The organism is Candidatus Epulonipiscium viviparus, assembly GCF_000171335.1.
In the GTDB taxonomy this organism is placed as follows: Bacteria; Bacillota; Clostridia; order Lachnospirales; family Cellulosilyticaceae; genus Epulonipiscioides; species Epulonipiscioides viviparus.
Window position 1 is genome coordinate 16,427 of the sequence record NZ_ABEQ01000016.3, and the last position, 23,890, is coordinate 40,316.

Annotated in this window: 24 protein-coding genes and 1 tRNA gene; 6 read left to right on the top strand and 19 right to left on the bottom strand. The window is 36.7% G+C overall.

Features of this window, described 5'->3' with window-relative positions:
- Positions 1-41: 41 nt before the first annotated feature.
- Positions 42-287, bottom strand: a complete 246-nt coding sequence (locus tag EPU_RS03540) for a hypothetical protein (protein ID WP_010166833.1) — start codon at positions 285-287, stop codon at positions 42-44.
- Between the two features lie 167 nt (positions 288-454).
- Between EPU_RS03540 and rnc the strand changes: the two genes are divergently transcribed.
- The 4 genes from rnc to EPU_RS12610 all read left to right on the top strand — a co-directional run bounded on the left by rnc (position 455) and on the right by EPU_RS12610 (position 7,855).
- On the top strand, positions 455-1,174 hold the full coding sequence (rnc, locus tag EPU_RS03545) for a ribonuclease III (RefSeq protein WP_010166835.1): 720 nt from the start codon (positions 455-457) through the stop codon (positions 1,172-1,174).
- Between the two features lie 9 nt (positions 1,175-1,183).
- Positions 1,184-4,735, top strand: coding sequence for a chromosome segregation protein SMC (gene smc, locus EPU_RS03550; protein ID WP_010166836.1), 3,552 nt, complete (start codon positions 1,184-1,186; stop codon positions 4,733-4,735).
- Positions 4,736-4,738: 3 nt separating this feature from the next.
- Positions 4,739-7,069, top strand: coding sequence for a signal recognition particle-docking protein FtsY (ftsY, locus tag EPU_RS14625; RefSeq protein WP_010166837.1), 2,331 nt, complete (start codon positions 4,739-4,741; stop codon positions 7,067-7,069).
- 72 nt (positions 7,070-7,141) lie between these two features.
- On the top strand, positions 7,142-7,855 hold the full coding sequence (locus tag EPU_RS12610; protein ID WP_010166838.1) for a helix-turn-helix domain-containing protein: 714 nt from the start codon (positions 7,142-7,144) through the stop codon (positions 7,853-7,855).
- 46 nt (positions 7,856-7,901) lie between these two features.
- Here EPU_RS12610 and EPU_RS03565 read toward each other — a convergent pair whose 3' ends face one another.
- From EPU_RS03565 to thrB, 10 genes are all read right to left on the bottom strand, one after another.
- Positions 7,902-8,090, bottom strand: coding sequence for a Spo0E family sporulation regulatory protein-aspartic acid phosphatase (locus tag EPU_RS03565; protein WP_010166839.1), 189 nt, complete (start codon positions 8,088-8,090; stop codon positions 7,902-7,904).
- Positions 8,091-8,153: 63 nt separating this feature from the next.
- Positions 8,154-8,726: a hypothetical protein gene (locus EPU_RS03570; RefSeq protein WP_010166840.1), complete on the bottom strand. Its 573-nt coding sequence runs from the start codon at positions 8,724-8,726 to the stop codon at positions 8,154-8,156.
- A gap of 89 nt (positions 8,727-8,815) precedes the next feature.
- Positions 8,816-9,715 carry a DUF5685 family protein gene (locus EPU_RS03575; RefSeq protein WP_029487944.1) on the bottom strand — a complete coding sequence of 300 codons (900 nt, stop codon included), beginning with the start codon at positions 9,713-9,715 and terminating at the stop codon, positions 8,816-8,818.
- A gap of 13 nt (positions 9,716-9,728) precedes the next feature.
- Positions 9,729-10,118, bottom strand: a complete 390-nt coding sequence (locus EPU_RS03580; protein ID WP_010166842.1) for a hypothetical protein — start codon at positions 10,116-10,118, stop codon at positions 9,729-9,731.
- 65 nt (positions 10,119-10,183) lie between these two features.
- Entirely contained in the window at positions 10,184-11,911 is a 1,728-nt protein-coding gene (locus EPU_RS03585) for a phospho-sugar mutase (protein ID WP_010166843.1), read from the bottom strand.
- 24 nt (positions 11,912-11,935) lie between these two features.
- On the bottom strand, positions 11,936-13,447 hold the full coding sequence (locus EPU_RS03590) for a PEGA domain-containing protein (RefSeq protein ID WP_029487946.1): 1,512 nt from the start codon (positions 13,445-13,447) through the stop codon (positions 11,936-11,938).
- Between the two features lie 32 nt (positions 13,448-13,479).
- Positions 13,480-14,472 (bottom strand): CotS family spore coat protein, encoded by a 993-nt coding sequence (locus EPU_RS03595; RefSeq protein ID WP_010166845.1) that lies wholly within the window; start codon positions 14,470-14,472, stop codon positions 13,480-13,482.
- Positions 14,473-14,681: 209 nt separating this feature from the next.
- Positions 14,682-15,194, bottom strand: a complete 513-nt coding sequence (locus EPU_RS03600; RefSeq protein WP_029487947.1) for a folate family ECF transporter S component — start codon at positions 15,192-15,194, stop codon at positions 14,682-14,684.
- Between the two features lie 126 nt (positions 15,195-15,320).
- A tRNA-Met gene (locus EPU_RS03605) sits at positions 15,321-15,394 on the bottom strand.
- A 115-nt stretch (positions 15,395-15,509) separates the two neighbouring features.
- On the bottom strand, positions 15,510-16,409 hold the full coding sequence (gene thrB, locus EPU_RS03610; protein WP_010166847.1) for a homoserine kinase: 900 nt from the start codon (positions 16,407-16,409) through the stop codon (positions 15,510-15,512).
- A 151-nt stretch (positions 16,410-16,560) separates the two neighbouring features.
- Between thrB and EPU_RS03615 the strand changes: the two genes are divergently transcribed.
- Positions 16,561-17,826: an O-acetylhomoserine aminocarboxypropyltransferase/cysteine synthase family protein gene (locus EPU_RS03615; protein ID WP_330360215.1), complete on the top strand. Its 1,266-nt coding sequence runs from the start codon at positions 16,561-16,563 to the stop codon at positions 17,824-17,826.
- A 9-nt stretch (positions 17,827-17,835) separates the two neighbouring features.
- Complete coding sequence (metA, locus tag EPU_RS03620) at positions 17,836-18,738, top strand: homoserine O-acetyltransferase MetA (protein ID WP_010166851.1); 903 nt, start codon at positions 17,836-17,838, stop codon at positions 18,736-18,738.
- A 46-nt stretch (positions 18,739-18,784) separates the two neighbouring features.
- Here the strand turns inward: metA and rsfS are convergent, their stop codons facing one another.
- From rsfS to EPU_RS13905, 8 genes are all read right to left on the bottom strand, one after another.
- Entirely contained in the window at positions 18,785-19,123 is a 339-nt protein-coding gene (gene rsfS / locus EPU_RS03625; protein WP_010166853.1) for a ribosome silencing factor, read from the bottom strand.
- A 15-nt stretch (positions 19,124-19,138) separates the two neighbouring features.
- Positions 19,139-20,320, bottom strand: a complete 1,182-nt coding sequence (gene nadD / locus EPU_RS13170) for a nicotinate-nucleotide adenylyltransferase (protein WP_083792552.1) — start codon at positions 20,318-20,320, stop codon at positions 19,139-19,141.
- Between the two features lie 20 nt (positions 20,321-20,340).
- Positions 20,341-20,634, bottom strand: coding sequence for a ribosome assembly RNA-binding protein YhbY (gene yhbY, locus EPU_RS03635; RefSeq protein ID WP_010166857.1), 294 nt, complete (start codon positions 20,632-20,634; stop codon positions 20,341-20,343).
- 13 nt (positions 20,635-20,647) lie between these two features.
- Positions 20,648-21,919: a GTPase ObgE gene (gene obgE, locus EPU_RS03640; RefSeq protein WP_029487949.1), complete on the bottom strand. Its 1,272-nt coding sequence runs from the start codon at positions 21,917-21,919 to the stop codon at positions 20,648-20,650.
- A gap of 86 nt (positions 21,920-22,005) precedes the next feature.
- Positions 22,006-22,284 carry a 50S ribosomal protein L27 gene (gene rpmA / locus EPU_RS03645; RefSeq protein ID WP_010166860.1) on the bottom strand — a complete coding sequence of 93 codons (279 nt, stop codon included), beginning with the start codon at positions 22,282-22,284 and terminating at the stop codon, positions 22,006-22,008.
- 5 nt (positions 22,285-22,289) lie between these two features.
- Entirely contained in the window at positions 22,290-22,634 is a 345-nt protein-coding gene (locus EPU_RS14595; protein ID WP_010166863.1) for a ribosomal-processing cysteine protease Prp, read from the bottom strand.
- A gap of 3 nt (positions 22,635-22,637) precedes the next feature.
- A complete protein-coding gene (gene rplU / locus EPU_RS03655; protein WP_010166865.1) occupies positions 22,638-22,952 on the bottom strand; it encodes a 50S ribosomal protein L21 in 315 nt (104 codons plus the stop codon).
- A gap of 141 nt (positions 22,953-23,093) precedes the next feature.
- On the bottom strand, positions 23,094-23,890 hold a 797-nt coding region (locus EPU_RS13905; protein WP_010166866.1), incomplete at its 5' end, for a hypothetical protein.

Below are 23,890 nucleotides of genomic sequence, written 5' to 3' on the forward strand. Positions count from 1 at the left end.
AAAAAAGCCTAGCTGCCCCACGCAACTAGACTTTGTACTAATTAACTAATTCCTTTAAAAAGTTCCGTCGTTACAAATTCCTCAACGGGAAGCTTAAATGATTCTATCCATTTATCATAGCAATCTTCGCAGATGATAAATCTATGTTCAGTCATGTCCTTATTAGAAAAATATCCCCACTCTTTTTTTACAAGCAGAAAGTCATGATGAGCTGACATATGTGAGCTATTATCGTCTATGATTCGTCCGCAGCAATTACATTTTTTTATATTATCCCCCTTGCACACAAATTGCACCCCCCTGTATATTTGGGTAAATTCCCCTTATCCATATTATACCCCATGCCCCTTAAATTGTATAGAGGTAAATAATAGTATTAATTCAGATTCTTTGTTATAATTACTGAAATAATTGTACAAAATATATGTAAATACTAAATGAAATGAGGAAAAAAATGAGCTTATCAAACGATAGAAGAGTGGTCTTAGAAAGTTTTGAGAAAAAAATAGAGTATACTTTTAAGCGGATAGAGCTTTTGGATCTAGCTTTAACACACAGTTCATATGCAAATGAGCATCGAGAGCAGGGGGTTAAAGATAATGAGCGTCTTGAATTTTTGGGAGATGCTATTTTGGATTTAATTGTGAGTGAATATTTGTTTAAGAAATATCCAGAGTCACAAGAAGGAGATTTATCGAAGTTTCGTGCGAGTATCGTATGTGAAGCTTCTCTTGCTAAAGCCGGAAAGCGGTTAGAGCTAGGGAAGTATATTTTGCTAGGGCATGGAGAAGAAATGGGAGGGGGGAGAGATCGAGAATCAATTATAGCAGATGCGTTTGAAGCAGTAACAGGTGCTATGCTAATAGATAGTTCCTATGAAGATGTAAAAACCTATCTCGCAAAAACTTTAATAGAGTTTATCAAACACACTTCTGCGACCAAACTGTATAAAGATTATAAAACCATATTACAAATCGAATCTCAAAAAAATGTTAACACTGTGATTGCCTATGAAGTTGTCGAAGAAAAAGGCCCGGATCATGAAAAAGAGTTTGTTGTAGAATTAAAACAAAATGGAAAAGTGATCGGAAAAGGTAGTGGTCGAACAAAACGAGATGCTGAACAAGTGGCAGCGCATCAGGCGTTAACGCATGTATATCATTATCAGAATTAGGGTATTAAAATGTATTTGGAAAAAATAGAAATTTTTGGATTTAAATCATTTGGAGATGCAGTAAAAATTGCGGTGCCTTCGGGTATTACTGCAATAATAGGGCCTAATGGCAGTGGCAAAAGTAATGTTGCGGATGCTATAAGATGGGTTTTGGGAGAGCAAAGTGCAAAGACGCTTCGAGGTGGCAAAATGGAGGACGTTATCTTTGTAGGTACCGAAACACGCAAGCCAATGGGATATGCAGAAGTGGCGCTGTATATTAAGAATGATGAAGATGATCTAAAAATTAGCTATAGTGATTTAGAAATAAAGAGAAGGGTATATCGATCTGGTGAGAGTGAATATTTTATAAATAATGCAAACTGCCGTTTGAGGGATATTCAAGAAATTTTTATGGATACTGGTGTTGGCAAAGAGGGCTATTCTATTATAGGTCAGGGACAAATTGACAAAGTGTTGAGCTCAAAACCAGATGACAGACGAAGTTTGTTTGAGGAAGCCACAGGAATTTATAAATATAAAGTTAAGAGGCAAGAAGCTTCGAAGAAGTTGGAAAAAGAGCGAGAAAATATACTGCGAGCAAATGATATAATAGCAGAAATAGAAACTCGAATAAAACCGTTAGAAAAAGAGGCCACAAAGGCAGAACGTTATCTAAAGGTTAAAGAAGAGCTAAAGCAAGTAGATATAGCGTTATTTGTAGAAAAAAATACTCAAATTGATGAAAGTTTAACTCAGTTAAATTTGGTAATAGAACAGCAAAATACACAGATCTCAGATACAAAGAAGGAAAAAGAATCGCTCGTAAAGCAAGATAAGCAACTTAAAGATCAAAAAGAGATATTACAAACCAATATGGAAGCAAATCTGCGAGAAACAATAGAGCTTGAACGCCAAAATGCCACCTCAAATAGTGAATTAACTATAATGAATGAGAAAGTGAAAATGCTAGATGAGCAGATAAAAGAAGCCAGAGTTTTAAAGTCTACAGAAGAAACTGCAATAGAAAATATTACAAAAGGGATAGCAGCATTGAAATCGGATATTGCTGCTATATCTTCTGTAAAAGCAAAGCAAAAAACAAGGCTTGCAGTATTGGTTGAAGAATATAATACATTTAAAGTAGAGAAAAAAGCAAAAGAAGATGCGATGGCTATTGAGAAAGATCACATCTTTACGATTAATAAAGAGATCGAAGTTTTGAAAGCTGAGTTAATTTTAGTAGATCAAATGAAAGATAATTTAAAGCAACGTATTTCTAAGCATCAACTTGAAAATCAAGATCGAGAATTGCAGATGCAAAAATTAGAAGCTGATACACGAGAATTAGAAAACCAAAATACTCAGCTGACTAGTGAAGCTGACAATGTTGCTGTAAAGATAGCTGTTGCGGAAACGGAGAAGACGACGCTTTTAGAGACGGCTCAAGAGTGTGAAAAGCTGGTTGCTACTGTAGAGAATGAGAAGATTCAGTTAGAACGTAAGAAAGAGTGGTTGCTATCATTAAAGGAAAATCATGATGGGTTTTATACTAGCGTAAAAGATGCTTTGAAAATAGGAAAAACTAGAGGTGTAGGCGTTGTTGCAGATCGAGTGGATGTTGTAAAAGGATATGAAATCGCAATCGCGACGGCACTGGGAGCAGGCTTGCAAAATGTCATCACCGAAACTCAGAGGGATGCCCAAGAAATTATAACAATAATGAAAAAGAAAAAGGTGGGACGAGTAACGTTTTTGCCAAGAGATACAATAAAGGCTGTTGCAATGGACGCGAGTATCAAAGCAAATTTAAAAAATCAGCCTGGATTTTTGAGGATGGCCAATGAAGCGGTGAAATGCGATGCTGCAGATGAGGCGATTTTTTCATTTATGCTGGGAAAGATTGCGATAGCAGATACAATGGAAAACGCAGCTGCAATTGCGAAAACATATCAGAATAAATTTCGAGTAGTAACGTTGGAGGGAGAAATTTTCAATATAGGGGGATCTCTGACGGGGGGGAGTCAAAAAAATACGAATAATATCTTTGCGCGAAATAATGAAATTGCAAACGCTGAGGACAGGATCGAAGAGTTGAAAATGCAAATTGCAAATGCAAAGCAAAGATTGACTGGAATAATGGATCTGTTGGCAACTAAAACAATTGCGCTTGACAAATATCGACAGTCAAAGGATAATATAGAAAAAAATTTATTACAAATATTCGGCGCATATACAGTAGCTAGTGAAAAAATGACATATATGCAAAAAGCAATTGAGCAAACAGATATAGTAGTATTGACCGAAGAGCTAGATGACTTGATTGCAAAGCGTTCTGACATATCTGCCGCCATAGAATCAAAAAAAGCGCTTCAACTGTTGCGTTCAGTRGATACTATGGAAGAAGAAATGCAAAAACTTGAGCAAACTCAGCTTGAATATACAAACCAAATTTCTATACAAGAGATGGATTTGTATAAGATAGATAATGACATAATTGATCTAGAGCGACATATAACTATGAATAGAACACAAATTGCTCAAATAGATATTGCTAAGATAGAAGAGACAATATCTCAACATATAGCTACAAAAACTGCACGTGAAAAAGATGCTCTGACAATAATTAGTGTGATAGCAAAGGTGAAAAATAAACTAGAAACCACTGCGCAAGAAAAGAATAAATTAGAACGAGAACGAGTTAATATTACAAAAAACGAATTAAATATTGGAAATAAGTTACGAAATGTGATAGAATTAGTTGCTGCTATTGATAAGGAGTTGATTAGACAAGAATTGCGAGCAGAAAGCTTGGTAAAAGAAAAGTCCTCTTTAGCAGAATATATTTTGTCAGAATATAATTTGATAGCGGAAAACTGTTTTGTGAAGACAGATACAAAAATGACTGTAGCAGATTTAAAAAAGAAACAAACTCAGTTGAAATCTCAAATCAAAGAAATTGGCAATGTAAATTTAAAATCAATAGAAGAATTTAAAGAAGTTTCTCAGAGACATGTGTTTTTGATTTCTCAAAGAGATGATATTTTAAAAGCCGAAAAAATGTTAAATGAATTGATAGAAAAGTTGACAGCAGAAATGGATTCCATATTTAGGAAAAAATTTTTAGACATAGCAACCAATTTTAGCAATGTGTTTGCAGAGCTATTTGGCGGAGGAATGGCAAAGTTGGCTCTTACTGATGAAAAAAATATTTTGGAGTCTGGAATAGAGATCATCGTTAAGCCACCGGGAAAAAAGTTACAGAGTTTGAGCTTGCTTTCGGGTGGTGAAAGAACACTGACTGCTATTGCATTATTATTTGCGATTTTGCAATTAAAACCATCTCCGTTTTGTGTGTTAGATGAAATAGAAGCAGCGTTGGATGAATCAAATGTGTTACGATTTGTAAACTTTTTAAAAACTTTATCTGATAAAACTCAATTTATTGTAATAACTCATAGAAAAGGAACAATGGAAAATGCAAATACTCTTTATGGAATAACTCAGCAAGAGAGAGGGGTGTCCACGGTTTTGTCTGTAAGGCTTAGTGATGTTGATAAATATGTTAAGGAAGGAAAATAGAAAATGGCTTTATTAGATGGTATAAAAAAATTGTTTGGAAAAAAGAGTAAGGAAGTTATTAAGAGGGAGGAAATGTCTGTAGACCTGCCTAAAGTATCGTCTGAAAATATAGAAAAAGATATAAACAAAATGGTGGATTCTGAATTGATGTGGGAAATGCCAACGGATGATCCTGAAGTATTGGCAAGGCAAATCCAAGCTATAAAAGATGCAGCAATAGCAGAATCTGAAGAAAGGGCTGCTGCCGAAAAAGCTGCTGCAGAAAAAGTTGCTGCCAAAAAAGCTGCCGCCGAAAAAGCTGCCGTAGAGAAAGCTGCCGCCGAAAAAGCTGCCGTAGAGAAAGCTGCCGCCGAAAAAGCTGCCGCCGAGAAAGCTGCCGTAGAAAAAGCTGCCGTAGAAAAAGCTGCCTCAGAAAAAGCTGCCGTAGAGAAAGCTGCCGCCGAAAAAGCTGCTGTAGAGAAAGCTGCCGTAGAGAAAGCTGCCTCAGAAAAAGCTGCCGTAGAGAAAGCTGCCTCAGAAAAAGCTGCCGTAGAGAAAGCTGCCGTAGAGAAAGCTGCCGTAGAGAAAGCTGCCGTAGAAAAAGCTGCCGTAGAGAAAGCTGCCGTAGAGAAAGCTGCTGTAGAGAAAGCTGCCGTAGAAAAAGCTGCCGTAGAGAAAGCTGCCGTAGAGAAAGCTGCCGTAGAAAAAGCTGCCTCAGAAAAAGCTGCTTCAGAAAAAGCTGCCGTAGAAAAAGCTGCCGTAGAGAAAGCTGCCGTAGAGAAAGCTGCCGTAGAAAAAGCTGCCGTAGAGAAAGCTGCCGTAGAGAAAGCTGCCGTAGAGAAAGCTGCCGCCGAGAAAGCTGCCGTAGAGAAAGCTGCCGCCGAGAAAGCAGCCGCCGAGAAAGCTGCCGCCGAAAAAGCTGCCGCCGAAAAAGCAGCCGCCGAGAAAGCTGCCGTAGAGAAAGCAGCCGCCGAAAAAGCAGCCGCCGAGAAAGCTGCCGTAGAAAAAGCTGCAGCCGAAAAAGCTATCGCAGAAGATGCAGAATGGGAAGATGCAGAAGATGCAGAAGATGCGGAATGGGAAGATGCGGATTGGGAAGATGCGGACTGGATGGATGGAGCAGAGGCAAAGGAAGTAGTTGTTGAATCTAAAAAAGAACGAGCGAAATCTAAATGGGCAAGTCTGTTTAAGATAGATATGGCGCAGAAGTCGACGCTTCCAGCGATAGATGAAGCGATAGAAGAATTAGAAGAATTAGAAGAATTAGAAGAATTAGAGGATGTTGAAGGTTTGGTAGATGTTGAAGGTTTGGTAGATGTTGAAGGTTTGGTAGATGTTGAGGATTTGGTGGATGAAGAACCTGTTGTTTATTTTGAGGGAGAGCTAGTTGAAGCGGGGCATGACATTTCAAAAGAAGTGCCAGAAGTGAATCTAGTGAGTAAATTTAAAAAATTGTGGCAGGGCTTAACAAAAACTCGTGAAAATATTTGGGACGGGGTAGAAAGCGTTTTAAAAAGTTTCAAAAAAATTGATGAGGAACTATATGAAGAGTTAGAAGAAGTACTAGTTATGTCTGACTTTGGAGCTGAAACTACCGATGCGATTTTGGATCAGTTGCGAGATGTGGTGAAGAGTACCAAAATTACGGAGCCGGCAGAATTGAAAGAAGCGCTTAAAGATATTATTACAGATATTTTAATTTCTACAGACTTAACAAATCCGCTAGTAGTTGATGATAGGCCAAATGTGATTTTGGTAGTGGGAGTGAATGGAGCAGGAAAAACAACGAGCATAGCCAAACTGTCGCATAAGTTGAAGCAAGAAGGAAAAAGCGTACTGTTAGCAGCAGCTGACACGTTTAGAGCAGCCGCAATAGAGCAGCTAGAAATATGGGCAGATAGAGCAGGTGTGGATGTCATAAAAAATAAAGAGGGAACAGATCCGGCGTCTGTAGTCTATGATGCAATTTCTGCGGCAAAGGCAAGAAAATCAGATGTTTTAATTTGTGATACTGCGGGTAGATTACAAAATAAAGTCAATCTTATGAAAGAATTAGAAAAAATTGGGCGAATTATTGAAAAAGAGTATTCAAATGCACATAAACAGGTTATACTAGTTTTAGATGCAACCACTGGGCAAAACGCAATATCACAAGTTAAACTTTTTAATGAAGTTGTAAAAATTGATGGAATAATTTTAACAAAACTTGATGGTACAGCCAAAGGGGGAGCGATAGTTGGAATTTGCCAGAGTTTTAACGTTCCTGTAAAATTTATAGGCGTTGGAGAAAAAATGGACGACTTGCAAGAATTTGTCCCAGAAGCATTTGCAAAAGCATTATTTAGTGAAGATTAAGGCGATAATTCCCTCTAATTTATGGGGGAATTATTAAAGACTATAAGAAGAAAAAGAGGAGTAATTGCAGAAATGGAGAAAAAATTTTTTACTATTAAAGAAGCCTCTATGGCCTTAGGAATGGAACCCTATGTGCTAAGATATTACGAAAAAGAACTTAATCTTAACATTTTTAGAAATTCACAAAAACATAGGATATTCACTCAAGACAATTTAAATGTTATAGAAGAAATCAAAAAATTGAGAAATGCTGGAATAGAGCTGCGTGCTATCAAGATAAAAATTGGGGAAGGAGTTTGCAATAGTGTGAGTGATTTGGAAGAATTGGGAGTACTGGATATGGGCAAGGGGGTGGCTGTTGTTGAGAGTCAAAGAGTATCCTCGATACAAAACGATAGTATTGATGAGTTAGAAAATAAAAAGCATGCGTTTTTGCAACTTATACAGCAGACGATAGAAAGCTCTTTAATAACTAGTCAGCAAATAGCAAAGGCTAGGATTAAGGATGAAATTATGGCTGAATTAAGTGAGGAACTTCAGGAGGATATTCAAAAAAACGTCATTACATACGTTGACGCTCAGATGCAAGAAATTAAACAGGAGCAAAGCGTGAAAAATGATAAGGATGAAAACTATTATAAAAGAGTAGATGAAACTATTAGAGAAATGCAAAACTTAAAGCGTGAAGTGGCAAATTTGAGTGCTAAACAAGAGAACAAGAAAAAATCAATTTGGGAGAATTTATTTGGACGCAAAAACAATTCACAAAACTCAATGCGTATGTAAAGAGCTTACATAAAGAGAAGCCGAATATAAAACTTCGACTTCTTTTTTATACAGGCTTTTTAATTTGTAAATATATATTATAAACGTCTAGTTGCTGTTTAAATAAAGGTAGCAGTTGCTGATCTAGCTCTTGACTAATAGTGATAACTTCTTCTGATAAAAGATCAAAGTTTTCGTTTTCGATAGAATTACATAAAGTTTTTTTTAGATGGGTAATAGGATTTATCTCTGTCATAATGTTCGCCTCAATGTCAATTTTAATGTATACTAGTATAGTATGACTTGATACTATACTTTGTTACAGATTTTTGAAATATTTGTAATAACCTTGAATAAGTAAAGTTAAAGCGTAGTCTACAATAAAGCCCAAAACAATAAATCCAACCAATATTACAGGTATAGTTAAAAATCCCAAAGAGGAATCAGGTATATTAACCAAAGAGGTTGAATAGATGTCTGTTGGAAAGGCGACGCCGATTCCCAAAATAGGCTCAGATAAATATGGAAGCATAAATGGGCTGGCAATTAAAACCAAGACGATTCCCATAATCGTAAACGTAACTAATTTTAAAATACTTTCTAGTATTAGATTTTCTTTTTCCTCTATGAAAGCTTTGACTATTCCATATGAACCAACTATAAAATATATAAGGCCAAACATAGGAGAGAATAGCATAAAGCCAAGTATGCTGCTGGAAAAGTATACAACTGCAGCAGTTTTGAGATTGCATCTAAGATAGGCTATAACGGGTACAAAGACAGTCAATGTGAAGATAGTGACAGTGCTTGTGGGAATTACGTTTGCCAAATAAAAGAGTATCATAGATAGAGAAACTAAAACTCCACCAGTTGTTAAATCTCTTGTTTTCATGTTTATTTTCCTTTCTTGTTTTTTGTTGGTGGTGTATTGGTTACAGTTGCTGTATTTTGTGATAAATTCTAAGTAGTAAATATGACCACCTATTTATGTGTTTTGGCTTTCTTGTTTTTGCACGATTGACAGCTATTACATTTTTTTGAAATCATAGTGTATTTGTCCATCATACCATAAATGATAATATTTTCAAGTAGGGCACGATTTTTCTTGGGAGCAAGTTTGTTTAGAAGTTCTTTGCAGCTGGCGCCGAGACTAAATATACTAAATTCGAGTTTGTCTTTTGCGGTCATGAATAGTTCGTCTGTTGATTGTCCTTCTTGATAATAAAGAACRTAGAGTGGGTTAAAGCTGTTATTTTCAATATCTTTCTGCAAGTCATCTAGGGCATCCATAAGGTATATCCACTTGCCAAGAGCGTATCCAAATCGATAAAGATCGCCTTTGTTYGCTGTAGTGTAAGGATATTTTCGGATTATGGTTCCAACCAATGTTGCAAAGGGATCTGCTATTTCGTCTAAGGAACTAAAATTTTTGGACCGCTCTAGTTCTTGCAATTTATTAAGATTGGATTTTATGATAGGATGCARAAARCGAAATTCTGAGGGCACCTTTTGTAAAAATGGTCTAAGTTGAGGTAACAAAAGCTTGCTCCTCAACGAATGTTCATCTAAATAGTCGTCTTTTAATTTGTAGTAGCTTAGCAATACGTTTACTGATGCCGCATATTTTAATGGCTTAGATTGTTGTACAACGGGGCGTTTGCGTGGGCTAATAATACAAGGTTGYTTTTTGAGCTTAACGCGCTGAGGATCTGTGGCATCTAGTAGGATGGCCATTGTAGTAATATCGTAGCTGAGGGTAAGACGCGGTATATTGCTAAAATCTTTTTTGATATGTTGGCATAGGCCGCAGTAATAGCTTTTAAATAGGTCTAGCTGACGTACTTTTAATTCTTCTTTTAGTGGGGTAACATAACCAAACATTATTTCTCCAATCTTAAATACAGCTTATTAAATCGCCACCGCAACATTCACAGCAACTGTCTAGGCAAATTAGGTCGCAGCAGTTAAGCTGACAGCACTCACAGTCTCCGCAAGGGCAGCAACCATTGTTTTGTCGATATCGAGGTGTTCTATGGTAATCGCGGCTATAACTGCTAAATCTACTCATCAGTTTGGTGTGAAAATTGTTATATATATTGTTGGTGCCGTCTAATGAAATAGCTTTGTTGATGTTTTCTAAAGCGGATTCGAAAAATGCTTTTTTGTAGGCAATTACACTAGATAAGTAGTACCAAACTGCATTTCTATTCTCAATGCCATTTAACATTACCGTGGCTTGATTATATTTTTTGACTTTAATCAAGTCTTGTACTTGTGCATACATAGAATCATCTCCTTTAAATAAAGAAAATAAGCAGAATCACGTTAAAGTGAATCCGCTTTAAAGTTTTACATAAGTGGTTCTAAAATTTTGAGTACATCATCTTTAATTGCTTGTAATTTATTATTGGCATCTTCTAGGCTTTGGCCTTTAACTCCAATATAGAATTTAATCTTAGGTTCTGTACCAGAAGGTCTAACACAAATCCAAGCGTTGTTTGATAGTTCAAAATAAATAACATCGGACACAGGTAGCTCAATTTTAGAAGTGGTTCCATCTTTGGTTACTCTTTGCTGTGTTTTGTAGTCACGTTTAGCAAGGATTTGGTATCCGCCTATAGTATCAATCTGTTGATTTCTAAGGGTTTCCATAATATTCTTAATTTTGCCAATTCCTTCGATGCCTTTAAGAGTAAATGATTGAACATCCTCTCTATAATAACCAAATTTTTGATATAACGCAACAAGCGCTTCGTATAAGGTCATACCATTTAATTTGTAGTACGCAGCCATTTCACAAGCGAGTAGACTGGTAACAACAGCATCTTTGTCTCTAGCATAGGTTCCGGCAAGCGCGCCATAGCTTTCTTCAAAACCAAATACATACGAATGTTGGTTGGTTGTTTCAAAGTTTTTAATTTGTTCACCAATAAATTTAAAGCCAGTAAGAACTTCTATTACGTCTGAACCATAAAACTCGCAAATAGGTCTAATCATTTCTGTTGTGACAATAGTTTTGATGACAACACCATTTGTAGGAAGACTTCCGTTTTCTTTTCTGCCACGTAAAATATAGTCAGTCAACATAGTACCTATCATATTACCGGTTAGAACAATATATTCACCTTTTTCATCACGAATTAAAACACCAACACGATCAGCATCGGGATCGGTTCCTATTATGATATCGGCTTGTTCTTTTTTTGCAAGCTCTATTGCTAGTTTAAATGCATTGGGATCTTCTGGATTTGGACTTTTCACAGTCGGGAAATTTCCATCTGGCTTCTCTTGTTCTGCAACAACATAAACATTTTTGAAGCCTACTTCTTTTAGTGCGCGTCTAACAGGCAAATTTCCAGTTCCATGTAATGGAGTATACACTATTTTGAATTCGTCTGCAACTTTATTGATTACATCTTGATTGATAACTTGTGATTTTACTTGTTCGATATATAATTTATCTATATTTTCACCGATGATTTCTAGTAATCCATCAGCTTTCGCTTCTGTTTCGGTGGTAGTTTTTATAGTACTAAAGTCTGTTATGCTATTAACTTGATCGATGATCATTTTATCAAATGGCGCTATGACTTGAGCTCCGTCATTGCCATAAACTTTATATCCGTTATATTCAGGTGGATTGTGGCTTGCGGTAATAACAACTCCGGCATCAGCTTTTAGTGTGCGTAAAGCAAAACTGAGTTGCGGAACGGCTCTTAAACTTTCGAATAGATATGCTTTTATGCCGTTGGCAGCTAATACTAAGGCGGTATCCATAGCAAAAGTGTCGGATTTGTTTCGAGAATCATACGCAATTACAACTTTAGGATTTTGAAGTCCTTGCCCTTTAAGAAAATTTGCCAGTCCTTGAGTTGCTTTTTGAACGATATACTTGTTCATTCTGTTTGTTCCAGCTCCGATAACGCCTCTAAGTCCTGCGGTACCAAATTCAAGTTCTGTGTAAAATCGGTCTTCGATTTCTTTTTCGTTGTTTTCAATACTCTTAAGTTCGGCTTTTGTTGCGTCGTCAAAACACTCGTCGGTGAGCCATTTTTTGTAAAGATCTTTGTAATTCATTTTTAATGTCCTCTCTTATTTTGCTTATTTTGGTGCAAGTACATACAAATAGTCTGTTTGAATGTCTTCCTCTTCTACTATAATCGAAGTTGAATAATTTTCATAGCCCTCTAGCGAAAATTCTACTTTGTATATACCTGTGTCTAGATTTTTTGATACAGGTGTTACGCCGATATAGACTCCGTTTAAATATACAGAAGCATTTGGTGGATTCGTATTAAGATTAATAATATGGTTATATTCTGGTTCGACGGATTCTGTAAGCTCGAAATCTGGCTCGATAGATATTTGAGGTTCTATTGGAGCGGGAGTACTTGGCTGCAGTAATGGTTCAATTACAATTTGTGGCCCCGAGGTATCCAATGCGGCTGAGACGGCATCAGGAACAGGTATAGGTGCGACGTCTAAAAGTAACTCAGCGTCTAAGTTTGACTCTACAATTGGTTCAGGCGTAGGTTCTATAATTGGCTCAGGCGCTGGCGGCAGTGGTGGCGGTGGTGGCGGTACTGCAGAAAGAATAAATTGGAAAGCCATATCATCTTGAACTTTAAATTCATGGCTATAGTCATAAAAACCTGCCGAAGTTATGTCTAGAGTATATGTTCCCCGGGGTAATTGAAAATTTCTAGTTTCRCCGTAGCTTATATTATCTATACTCAGATTATAGGGTTGATTATTGTTTACTATCTTAATAGCGACGTCATAAGTGATCGGTTGAATATTGGCTGCATCTAGTATATAGGTTTGTCCATATTCTATTATGGCATCTTCTACAATAATAGGCAAGTAGTTTTCTAAATATAATGCAAGATTATATGTTCCGGCTTGTACTTTGACAGTATTATCTGGAAGTGTGTTTAATGGAATTTGCCTTTGCCTGTTGATTTCAAGGCGTCCATTTTCTGATGGTAGATTGGTGACTTGAATATATCCTAGCCCATTTATAATATTTAAGCTATAAATATCGTCTTCTAATCCCTTTATTAAAATCTCATCAAATTCAGTTAAATTAGATAAATCAGACARAATTTCTTGGTTAGGGTTTTGAAAGATAGCCAATTCATCAATATGATACTTTTTAGTTCCGATACTAACCGTTTGAGATTTTGTATCGATTTGTGTGTTTGCTATATTATGATGCATAAAAGCCATTGGATGAATCTGTAAGGATACTATATCATGAGAGTTGATCTTATATGATACGTCTACTATTTCACCTAAAACAATTTGAGAGAGTGGAATTTGTTTGTTGTACTTGTCTGAAATTGATGAACTACCAACAATATTTAGCTCTATAGGCTCGTGGTTGTCTACATTTGTAATTATTAACTTATTGCCATCAATTTCGGTTACCACTCCATCGAAGGTTAATTGGACTTCTTTTATAGCTGGTTCTGGGACTTCGGAAAGCTCTTCGACTAGTTGAGGTTCTATAGTAAATTGTGATATTTCAACTATTAGAAATACCATAACACCAACTAGACAAACTACAAGAGTGGAGATAATCCCAATGACTAAAAATCTGTTACTTTTCATCTGTAAGCCTCCTATGATTAAAGTATATTATGTCAGAGATTTTCTTTAATGTATTTAGAAGCTGCAAGTTGCTTCTCCTTATATACTAGCATGTTTTCCCATTTTACTAAAAACATACTATAATTATTTCTTCTTTTACATTGTAAATAGTTGTTACACATAGAAGCGAATTTTTCAGGAAAAATCAACAGAGCTTTAAGGACAGCGCGTTCATCGATTGAAAGTGGACGAATATTTTCATATTCAGTTAAAAGTATTTTGAGAAATTCAATATCCCAAGAATTTTTTTGCATAATTTTGGAAAGTATTGAGCTTAAATCTTGTATTTGCATATTTATGCCACATTTATCTATATTTAATAAATAGAGTTGACTGTTAGTTTTGCCAACAGAATGATACTTGTATTCGTTATGTGCTAAGGTTCTATTGGTGGTGGCATGTTTTATTAGAGATGTACAACTGTTTTCATTGATACACATAAGAGCCAAATTTTCAAGATCTAAATAATCTTTGTAGTCTTTTAAGAACATTGCTTCAAATTCAGTTTTTTGAGAAAGCGGTTGAATAGCTTTTTTTAGAGTGTTAGTTTCTTTGATTCTTTTGGTAAAATAAGAATAGACATCTTTCATATGTATTGGACTTGCATCATGTACAGAAGTTTTAAGATTCAATCCACATTTATGAAAGTTGGCCAAAAGTTTGATGATTGCTATAATATCTTCGGTATTCTTAAACTCAATTTCTAAACTATTTTTATGACTTTGCAATATATAAGTTTGTCCCGTGAGAGTTACATAAGGGAGATTTTTTTTTGTGGGATAAATGATTTCAGTTTGTGTAAAACCATTTTTGTATAAGTGATTGATTGCTTCATACATAAAAATAATTTGTTCATGCTGTGTATTTACTTTTCTCAAAATATATTTACCCTTATTTGTATCCAATATAAAATTATTTCTGTTGTATTGTGATCTGTAGACTTCTAAGTCGTACTCGTTTAGTAAATCTTTTGGAATATTTCTCAAAGCCTAATCCCCCCTTTATTAATAAATTTTATTGTCTATTAATCTATATGAGTAATCACCTTAAAAAATATCATTTTTTTTGTATATTTTTGCATGGCGTTTTGGGAGGGTACATTTTAATTGTTTGCACTCTAATATTTTTTATGCATGAATTTCAATTTTATATTAATCACCAGGGTTAATTTGATAGCAAAATTGAATATGTTTTATTAGATTACTATTTGTTTTTTGAGCTGAGGTACCAAATATTTAAGAGTAAGGCCCAACAATATTACTTCAATAGGAAACATTAAAAGTTCTTCGGCAATTCGTGGAGTTGCTATTACAATAAATGATTTGCCTATGAGTAGTGAAAGCCAATAAGAATTTAAGCCGGCAGTTACGATAATTAGGGACAAAGCCTTGATGGCAATAACGCGATACCAGCTAAATGGTTTKCGATATAACAATGCCGCATATATAGAGCCGCCAACCATTGCGCTTAAGGTAAATCCTGGRAAAAATGGACCAGTTGGAAATAGCAATGCTGCCAATAAGTCTGAGATACCGCAAGCCAAAATTGTCCAAGCGGGTTTAAAATAGACCGCAATTATTCCGGTGACCACAGATGCAAAGCTGATTCGGATTAAATCGCCAATATGTATTGCAAGGTGACGTGATAAAACTACGTGTATTGCGATTAAAAGGCTAAGAATAGTGAGTTGTTTAGTTGTTAATTTCATTGTTGCCTCCTTAATGATTTTTGGGGGTATGTAAGAGAAGGATGTTGCAAATGGAATGGATTTTGTGATAGATTATTATATTATAAAAGTGAAGGGTGTATGCATTTATTTTTGGGCATAAAAAAATAGCGGAAAAGGGAGTCGAACCCCCGACACCATGGGTATGAACCATGTGCTCTAGCCAACTGAGCTATTCCGCCAAATTTAATACTCGTTTACTATACACCATTTAAAAAAGTTTGACAAGCCCCTTTTGCAAAAAAAAATTAAAAAAGTAGACACGCAAGGAAGAATCAGGTGTCTACCCGTTTATTATTATATTTCGGTGATGACAACGGCACCTTTGGTATCTGCTCGTAAAATTTCTACTGTAGAATTTATTTGTGCATCGGTAAAGCCTTGTCGCATAGCTGCAGCAATACAGTCTAAGTTGTGGGTTGCAAATGCTATTAATGTGGGGCCTGCACCAGAAATCATCGAGCAGATGGCTCCTGCTGCCATGGCATTGCTGGTTACTGCATCAAATCCAGGAATTAGATCCTTTCTTGCAGGAGTGAAAATTAAATCTTGCGTTGCTATTTCGAGTTGGCGAATATCTCCGCTTGCGAGTGCTCCAACTAAAAAGCAAGCCCGTTGAAGTTGTGTGACAAGAGTTGTGCGAGAAAATTCTTTGGGTATAACGCTTCGGGCCAATTTAGTGGGAAGCTCATAGTCTGGAATGGCAGTAATAAATCTGAGGTCGCGGTTGGGAACTATTTTGTGGTAGTGGGTAACATCGTTATCCATCATAGAAATTGTAAATCCACCTACCGCACAAGGGACAACATTATCTGGATGACCTTCGATAAGTGATGCTTCTGAAATAAGCTCGGCTTCGGTGAACAGATCATTGAGATACGCATTTGCGGCATAGACACCCGCGACTATTGCAGATGCAGAGCTTCCGAGCCCACGCGAACCAGGAATATCGGTAACCATGGTGATTTTTACCAATGGAAATCCTCGACCAGCTTTAGCAAAAATACGCTTTGCTCCAGTATAAAATAAATTTTCATCAAGCAAAATATCTCGATTAAATCCTTGCTTAAAGATTATTTCAAATTTATCATTATCTTCCATTACAACGGTTAAATATTTTGATAGCCCAACTCCCAAACAATCGATTCCGCTTCCAATATTTGCGGTGGATGCAGGAACTTTAACTGTAACTTTCATAGCAGATCACTCCTTTTATTTTGTATTAAGTATATGATAATAATTTTATTTTAGCAAGAATAAATGATTTAATACGATTAAAAATCAACTTTGTTGGTTATTATAAATCTTGACTAGTTATTACGTCAAATATTCTTAAGGAGGTATGTTAATGCGCACAGCAACAAAATGTATTCAGTCTGGATATAAACCTAAAAATGGTGAACCGAGGGTGGCTCCACTAATTCAGTCTACAACATATAAGTATGATGACGCGGATATGGTCGCGGATTTATTTGATTTGAAAGCAGCAGGGCATATGTATTCTAGAATAAGCAATCCTACATGCGGATATCTAGAGGAAAAAATTACCGATATGGAAGGTGGCGTAGGCGCTATTGCAACATCATCGGGGCAGTCGGCATCGTTACTTGCAATACTAAATTTGGCCTCGGCTGGAGATCACATTTTATGTATGTCAAATTTATATGGCGGAACGTTCAATCTTTTTGATATAACGCTTCGAAAGTTGGGTATAGAATTTGATTTTGTAGATCCTAATGCAACTGCAGAAGAAATGCAAAAGTATATCAAAGAAAATACAAAAGCAGTGTTTGGAGAAACTATCGGAAACCCAAGTTTGGATGTGTTAGATTTTGAAAAGGTAAGTACCGTAGCGCATAAAAACGGATTGCCGCTAATTGTAGATAGTACGTTTGCAACACCGCATTTGTGTCGTCCTTTTGAGCATGGGGCAGATATTATTATTCACTCGACTACCAAATATATTGATGGACATGCAACCTGCGTTGGRGGGCTGCTAGTAGATGGCGGAAAATTTGATTATACAAATGGYARATTTCCGGAGTTTACAACGCCAGATGCAAGTTATCATGGATTGGTTTATACAGAAGCATTTGGAAAGCAGGCATTTATTCTGAAAGCTCGYGTTACATTGCTCAGAGATATGGGATGTACGATGAGTCCGTTTAATGCGTATCTCACAAATATAGGTGCAGAAACTATGGCGGTGAGAATGGATAGACACTCTGAGAATGCTCTGACCGTTGCAAAGTTTTTGGAGGAGCACCCAAAAGTGGCTTGGGTAAATTATCCGGGTCTTAAGTCTRATGCTTCATATGAGTTGGCACAAAAATATTTGCCRAACGGAGCTAGTGGAATAATAACCTTTGGGGTTAAGGGAGGTGCCGCAGCAGGAAAAGCTGTGATCAATAATGTAAAGCTGGCGACCTTGGTAGTGCATGTTGGGGATATAAGGACCCATTTGCTGCACCCAGCTAGCATGACGCATCGTCAACTAAGCCCAGAGGATCAACTAAAAGCTGGTGTAACCCCTGATCTAGTGAGGTTATCTGTAGGGATAGAAGATATCAATGATATAATTACAGACTTAACAAATGCGCTTGCTAAAGTATAGGAGGATATGATGCCTGTTATAATACCTCAAAATTTGCCAGCAACAGAAATATTGCAAAAAGAAAATATATTTGTGATGCGAAAAGGTCGTGCAGAAAGGCAAGATATTAGACCACTAAATATAGCAATAGTGAATTTGATGCCCACAAAAGTAGAGACAGAAACGCAGTTGCTTAGACTAATAGGGAATACTCCGTTACAAATAAATGTAGATTTTGTTCATATGTCTACGCATGAAAGTAAGAATGCGTCCAAAAATCATCTCGAAAATTTTTATAAAGACTTTACAGAGATTAAGCATAAAAAGTATGATGGGATGATTGTGACGGGAGCGCCAGTAGAGATGTTGGATTTTGAAGAGGTGGATTATTGGGATGAGCTTTTGCAGATTTTAGAATTTGCCAAGACCAATGTATACTCAACATTATTTATTTGTTGGGGAGCACAGGCAGCACTATATTATTATTATGGCATAGATAAAATTGTGTTAGATAAAAAAATATTTGGAGTGTTTGAGCATAAAGTTGTAAAGGCATGTCAAATTGTGAGAGGTTTTGATGATACATTTTTTGCTCCGCATTCTAGGCATACTGGCTGGGATAATCTAGTTTTAAGTCAGTCAAAAGATTTTGATATAGTGGCCACTTCCGATGATGCAGGAGTATATATTTTGGTTAGTCGCGATAATAAGTTTGTATTTGTATCGGGGCATTCCGAATATGATCCATATATTTTGGAGCAAGAATATCAACGGGATAAAAATTTAGGACGAAATATAAATATTCCGTATAACTATTATCCAGATGATAATCCAAATTTAGCCCCAAAAGTTAAGTGGAGATCCCATGCTAATTTGCTGTTTTCAAACTGGCTCAACTACCATGTGTATCAAGAAGTGCCATATGAAAATTGAAATAATGATGCAGACGACCAGTCTAAAACGTCTGCATCTATAAGCATTAAAAAGGAATATTTTTTCCATCTTGCCAAAGTCTGTGAAGCCCATAAATTTGAGCATCTTCTTTGTATAAAATATGCACTATAACGCCCAAGTAATCAAGCAAGATCCAGCGTGCGGTTTCGTATCCTTCTGAATGTTTTGCCGCAATGTTTTCTTCTTCTAACAAATATTCTAGTTCTTCGGAAATAGCCATCGATTGTCTCGTGTTAGAGCAAATAGCAATTACAAAGTAGTCTGTTAAAGTGGTCAGTTCTTTAACCTCAACAATCTCTAAATCTTCTAATTTTTTTTTATCTAAAATATGCGCTATTTTTAATGCTAATTCATATGGTTCCATATAGATCCACCCTCTCTAATTATATTTTTCATACTCTTCTATTAAACCGTTAAGGCTTGGGTGAAGTTCTTTCTGTTTTTCATGTACCACAGAATGTCGCACTATTTTCATTGAGTAGTACATAGCTCGATCTAAATCTTGAAAGCATAGTTTTCGTAATATAGTGTAGCTATTACTAGAGCCACGTCCATATTCACACATGTCGGCAAGATAAACAATTTTTTCCAAGTTGGACATGTTGTGTCTGCCAATAGTATGATATCGTATACTATCTAATATGTCGGGGTCTGTTATATTATATGAATGTTCTACCAGAAATGCTGCAATTTTTCCGTGTTTTAATTGTGGATGCGCTGTTTCGAAGGCATCAAATTCGATAGGGTATTCTGCTGTGTGATCCATTTCTTTTGCAAGGTCATGATATATGCAACCTAAATAAGCTTTATTTGCGTCAACACCATGATGTTGTGCCAGTTTAACGCCAAATTCTGTAACACCCAGAGTGTGGCTAAATCTCTTAGCCCCCATGGCGGATGCGACAATTTCTTCTATATGTTTTTGCTCTGATTTGCTAATGGTGAGTTTATTATAGTATAATTCTTTTTTTCTTATATAAGCTTCTACTGAGGGAGGCACCAAATATTGAACAGATTTATTACTGTATATCCGATGCCTAATTTCGGTAGAGGAAATATCAAATCCTAGATGATCTATTCTCAAAATAGTAGCATTAAAATTGTCTTCTAGAAATTTGATTTGGGTGGAGACTGCTTCATTGTTAAAATTTGGTCGATTTACAACAATAAATTTGCAAAGCTTAATAAGTTCGGTGCTTTTATACCAGTTTAAAATGTCTAAAATGCTATCATCACCAACTATAAAATAGAATTCGCTATCTGCAAAAGTATGCTTTAAACTGCAGATAGTATCGTAGCTATAGCTGGGACGATCGTTTTTATACTCAATATCRCTAATAAAAAAATGAGGGTTATCCAAAATRGCGAGTTTGGTCATATGAAACCTATTTTTTTTTGAAGAGATGTGTATAGATTTTTTGTGTGAGGGGTTGCCGTTAGGAATAAATAAAATTTTGTCTAGTTTAAATTGTTCTAGGACTTCTTGTGCTATTACCAAATGTCCGTTGTGTATGGGGTCAAATGTGCCCCCCATGATACCTATTCTTACTTTAATATCCATGTTGATCACCTCGTTTAATATTAATTTTCCGGTAATATTATTTTTGGATTTTTCTTAGGCATTTTATACAAAATAATTTTTTTCCCAATAATTTGAATTAATTGAGATTTGCTTCTTTCGGCCAACATTTGAGCAATGTCAGTAATATCTTCGTCGCAATTGTTTAGTACAGTTATTTTTATAAGCTCTCTTGCCGCCAATGCTTCAGATATTCCAATAACTAATTCTGGAGTAACCGAGTTTTTGCCAACCTGGAATGTGCTATTAATATTTTGGGCCAGTGATCTAAGATGCGCTCGTTGTTTACTAGTCATGTTTTTGTCCTTTCTATTTATAATATTCAAATTCTATGTCATAAATTCGTACAGTGTCGCCTTCTTTTATTCCGGCTTGCTCTAAACTGTCAATAATTCCTTTGTCGCGAAGRTATTTTTGGAAGAATGCGAAGCCCTTTTCCGAATCTAATGACGTATATCCAATCATTTTTTCRACTCCCACTCCACTAACGGCAAAATAACCGCTTTCAATTTCGGATACCGTAAAACTTTCTTTGCTAATTTCATCTTCTACAAATTCKGGCTCAAATGTAATATTATCAACAGGAAGACTGCTTAATAGAGTATCRATTTCTTGTAGTAGCGTTTGTAGGTTGGAATTTGAGGCCGCAGAAATAGGGACGACTTTGATGCCACGACCAATTTCAAAAAATTCTGTTAGTTCCGCAATATATTCGCTTGAGATGTCGATCTTGTTAGCTGCAATAATTTGGGGCTTGGTTTCGAGAATTTGTGGATTATATTTGTCTAGCTCTTTTATAATGGTTAGAATGTCGCTTTTTGGATCGCGACCCTCTGTGCCGGCGGCATCAACTACGTGAACAATCACCTTGGTTCTTTCTATATGTCTTAGAAAATTAAAGCCTAGCCCCACACCGTCGGATGCCCCTTCGATTATTCCTGGGATATCAGCCATAACAAATTGTTTGCCAAACCGGTTTGTTACAACTCCAAGATTTGGCGAAAGTGTTGTAAAGTGATAGTCCGCAATTTTGGGTTGTGCGTTACTAACCATTGATAATAAAGTAGATTTTCCAACATTAGGAAAGCCTACTAATCCGACGTCGGCAAGCATTTTGAGTTCTAAAGTAACCCAATATTCTTTTGCATCGCGCCCCTTTTCGGCATATTTGGGAGCTTGTCTTGTTGGTGTTGCAAAGTGTTGGTTGCCCTTGCCACCTTTGCCGCCCTTAAAAATAATTTCTTGCTGATCGTCTAAATACATGTCTGCAATAATTTTTTGAGACTCCGCTTCTCTTATGATAGTGCCTTTTGGAACACGAATAACTTTATCTAACCCGTCTTTGCCGTGGCAACGCTTTTTGGCTCCGGGTTCTCCGTCTCCAGCTTTGTATTGTCGAATATGTTTAAAATTCAACAATGTATTTATGCCAGAATCTACTTGAAATATAATATCGCCGCCAGTACCTCCGTCGCCCCCATCGGGCCCTCCATTGGGTACGTATTTTTCACGTCTAAAAGACACATGTCCGTCGCCACCACGCCCCGAGCGTACAAATATTTTTACATGATCTACAAACATTTTTTTACCTCCATTCATAATTTATTGATTTATTTATTTATGCTATGAAAAAAAGGGCTCAACTTAAAGTTGAAACCCCTTGTAAATTAAGCACTGTATACAGAAACTTGTTTTTTGCTTCTACCTTTACGTTCAAATCTAACTACTCCATCGACTAGAGCGAAAAGAGTATCATCGCCACCACGCCCAACGTTGGTGCCAGGATGGATTTTGGTTCCTCTTTGACGGTATAGAATGTTACCAGCTTTTACAAACTGTCCGTCGGCTCTTTTGGCACCTAGACGTTTAGATTCGGAGTCGCGTCCGTTTTTGGATGAGCCAACTCCCTTTTTGCTAGCAAAAAACTGTAAGTCAAAACGTATCATATTTTTCACCTCCGAGGTATATACTTTTTGATCCTAACATTTGCAGGATACATTTTTTGAATTCCTTCTAACCCAAACGACAAGCTCTTAAGTAAAATTGTGGTTTGGGGATTATAGATCTCATTTTTTATATTCGGAAATGTGCAATCTATAATTCCTTGTTGTTCGTCCTTTTCATTTATAAGCATAGGCTCATCTAAGAAAGCTTCTATCGAATTGACAGCAGTAAATACAAGGGCACTAACGCCTGCACATACAATATCGGATCCTGATTTTGCGTAATTCGCATGACCCGAAACTCGAAATCGAAATAGATTTTCCTCTTTAAAATAAAGCTTAATATTTATCATTGACTAGGCATTAATAGAAGTAATTTTAACTTTTGTAAAGCGTTGACGGTGCCCTTGCTTTTTCTTGTAAGTTTTTTTAGGCTTATATTTAAAAACTATAATTTTTTTGCCTTTACCTTCAGCTTCAAGAACTTCTGCTTTAACAGTGGCACCTTTTACACATGGAGAACCAGTTACTAAAGAGTCGGCTTTTTTTACCGCTAAGACGTTTTCGAAAGAAACTTCATCGCCGTTTGATACACCTAGTTTTTCAACCTTGATAATCATGCCTTCTTCAACTTTGTACTGTTTTCCACCAGTTTCAATAATTGCGTACATTTGTGTACACCTCCCTGATCATAAAATCGCCGAATATGGTATCCAATAGGAATTTAAAAAAACCGCTTCGAGCGTAATACACCTTAATATAGCATAAGAAAATCAAGCTTGTCAACGCTTATTTAATAATAAATTAAAATACTACATATCGCGAGCGTCAGTAGTCTCAGTAGTTGCAGACTTATCATGAGTTTCGGAAACTTCAGCTTCTGCAGTTACAATAGGGGGGATGCTTAGTATCGCAGGACCATGCTGGACCACTTCTATAGGAACCATTTGTAAGATCATAGAAGTTGCTTGATCGACGTCTGAAATAGTTGTGGTTTGTACTTCAACAGTTTCGAGAATATCAATTTCGGGGATGGGCTCTGTATCTACAGTGGTAGTGAATACATCTGCGGCTTCTATTTCTGAAAAATTTTTGGGATAGTTGATGGTAGTTCCATTTTCGACCGCAACAATTTCTTCGACAACCTCAGCATGTACAAGAGCATCGTCATCTGTATCGGCAGTAGCCTGAGCATGGGCATCAGCGCCTGTATCGGTAGTAGCATGAGCATGGGCATCAGCATCTGTATCGGCAGAAGCATGAGCATGGGCATCAGCATCTGTATCGGCAGAAGCAGGCGCATCGACATTAGCATCTGTATCGGCAGTAGCATGAGCATGGGCATCGTCATCTGTATCGGCAGAAGCAGGCGCATCGACATCAGCATCTGTATCGGCAGTAGCATGAGCCGGAGCATCAGCATCTGTATCGGCAGTAGCATGAGCATGGGCATCAGCATCTGTATCGGCAGTAGCATGAGCCTGGGCATCAGCATCTGTATCGGCAGTAGCATGAGCGTCGGCGGCGTCATCTGTATCGGCAGTAGCATGAGCATGGGCATCAGCATCTGTATCGGCGGTTGCATGAGTGTCGGCGGTTGCATGAGTGT

Coding starts and splice junctions, on each gene's coding strand:
- metA (WP_010166851.1), top strand. CDS start 17,836: ATGCCTGTTATAATACCTCAAAATTTGCCAGCAACAGAAATATTGCAA.
- EPU_RS03585 (WP_010166843.1), bottom strand. CDS start 11,911: ATGAATTACAAAGATCTTTACAAAAAATGGCTCACCGACGAGTGTTTT.
- EPU_RS03565 (WP_010166839.1), bottom strand. CDS start 8,090: ATGACAGAGATAAATCCTATTACCCATCTAAAAAAAACTTTATGTAAT.
- EPU_RS03580 (WP_010166842.1), bottom strand. CDS start 10,118: ATGTATGCACAAGTACAAGACTTGATTAAAGTCAAAAAATATAATCAA.
- rpmA (WP_010166860.1), bottom strand. CDS start 22,284: ATGATACGTTTTGACTTACAGTTTTTTGCTAGCAAAAAGGGAGTTGGC.
- thrB (WP_010166847.1), bottom strand. CDS start 16,409: ATGAAAGTTACAGTTAAAGTTCCTGCATCCACCGCAAATATTGGAAGC.
- EPU_RS03570 (WP_010166840.1), bottom strand. CDS start 8,726: ATGAAAACAAGAGATTTAACAACTGGTGGAGTTTTAGTTTCTCTATCT.
- rsfS (WP_010166853.1), bottom strand. CDS start 19,123: ATGGAACCATATGAATTAGCATTAAAAATAGCGCATATTTTAGATAAA.
- rplU (WP_010166865.1), bottom strand. CDS start 22,952: ATGTACGCAATTATTGAAACTGGTGGAAAACAGTACAAAGTTGAAGAA.
- ftsY (WP_010166837.1), top strand. CDS start 4,739: ATGGCTTTATTAGATGGTATAAAAAAATTGTTTGGAAAAAAGAGTAAG.
- EPU_RS12610 (WP_010166838.1), top strand. CDS start 7,142: ATGGAGAAAAAATTTTTTACTATTAAAGAAGCCTCTATGGCCTTAGGA.
- EPU_RS14595 (WP_010166863.1), bottom strand. CDS start 22,634: ATGATAAATATTAAGCTTTATTTTAAAGAGGAAAATCTATTTCGATTT.
- yhbY (WP_010166857.1), bottom strand. CDS start 20,634: ATGACTAGTAAACAACGAGCGCATCTTAGATCACTGGCCCAAAATATT.
- rnc (WP_010166835.1), top strand. CDS start 455: ATGAGCTTATCAAACGATAGAAGAGTGGTCTTAGAAAGTTTTGAGAAA.